Origin of the sequence: Caballeronia calidae, from assembly GCF_900044055.2 — a bacterium.
In the GTDB taxonomy this organism is placed as follows: domain Bacteria; phylum Pseudomonadota; class Gammaproteobacteria; order Burkholderiales; family Burkholderiaceae; genus Caballeronia; species Caballeronia calidae.
In genome coordinates this window covers 1-1,545 of record NZ_FCOX02000260.1, presented here as the reverse complement: position 1 = coordinate 1,545, position 1,545 = coordinate 1, and the positions used below count along the sequence as shown (strand labels likewise).

Annotated in this window: 1 pseudogene; it reads left to right on the top strand. The window is 60.6% G+C overall.

Annotated elements, in window-relative coordinates:
- A pseudogene (gene tnpC, locus AWB78_RS42470) lies at positions 1–1,439 on the top strand (IS66 family transposase); the annotation flags it as partial.
- Between the last annotated feature and the right edge of the window lie 106 nt (positions 1,440–1,545).

The window sequence follows — 1,545 nt, the reverse complement described above, 5'->3', positions numbered from 1 at the left end:
GAGCGACGGCTGTTCGGGGCGAAGAGCGAAGCACGCAGCGATGCCCAGCGGGACCTGTTCCTCAATGAAGCGGAAGCACTGGCTCCGACGACCGCCACGTTACCCGCCCAGGAAGACGACACAGACAGTACGTCGGTGGCAGGCCACAAGCGCGGCAAGCCCGGGCGCAAGCCGCTGGACCCGGCATTGCCACGCAAGGTGATCCGTTACGAGCTCGCTGAAGAAGAACGGGTATGCCAGACCGACGGCAGTGTGCTCGTGGAGATCGGCGTCGAGGTCAGCGAGCAGCTCGACATCATTCCGCAGAAGGTGCAGGTGATCCGTCACGAGCGCGTGAAGTACGCGTGCCAGAAGTGCGACCAGGGCATGAAGGTGACGCCGGCGCGGGCGCGCATCATTCCCAAGGGTCTGTTCACCGAAGGGGCGCTGGCGTGGTTCGTCGTCTCGAAGTATATCGACGGCTTGCCGCTGTACCGGATTGCCGCGCTGCTGCGCCGCTTTGGCGGCGACATCTCGCGCAACACGCTGGCAGCAAGCGTAGTGCGCCTGGGACACTCGGTACAGCCCGTCATCAACCTGATGCGTGATGTGATGCTCGACAGCGAGATCGGGTTCGGCGACGAAACCACCGTGCAGGTTCTCAAGGAGCTAGGGCGCGCACCCCAGACAAAGAGTTACGTCTGGGTCCAGATGAACGGCAGTGGTCCACCTGTGCGCCTGTTTACCTATGCGCCGGGGCGCTCCCAACAGCTTGGTGCGGACGTGTGGGCCGGCATGCGCCATGGCGCCGTGCTGATGACCGATGGGTACAAACCGTATGACACGATCGCGAAGGCTAATGCACTCGTGCATCTTGGTTGCTGGGCGCACTGCAGGAGGTATTTTGTGGAAGCCGAGGCGGCATTGCCCAAAGAGGCCCGTGGCCGCCATCAGCCGTCCACCCAGTTTATCTACCTGATCGGCAAGCTCTATGCGGCCGAATCGCATGCCGACAAGAAACCGCACTGGCGAGCGCGCCTGCGCCGCCGTTATAGCCGTGCGGTGCTCACGAAGATCAGGGCCCTGCTCGACGAGTACCTGGAAACAACCGCGCCCACAGGGCTGCTGGGCAAGGCCTTGAACTACACGGCGGGACAATGGCCCAAGCTAATCCCCTACGTCGAGAATCCGGCATGGCCCGTTGACAATAATTTATGTGAGAACATGATCCGCCCGTTTGTCGTGGGAGAAAGGCATGGCTTTTTTCGGACACCGTAGGAGGCGCAAAGGCCTCGGCAAACCTGTATTCACTCGTCCAGACCTGCGTCGCGAACCGCATCGATATCTATGCGTATCTTGTTGACCTGTTCAAGGCTCTGCCGTTCGCGAAGACCGCAGAGGATTACGAAGCTCTACTTCCATGGAAACTAGGCAAGCTCGTCTCAGAAAAAAATCGATAGATCAAGTTGGCGGGCAGGACGTGCTTCACTGACCGTACATGGACGCCCCCGGCTTGCCAAGCTGCCAGTCAGTGAAAGCTGAGGGAAGATTGCACCCGTACATTCG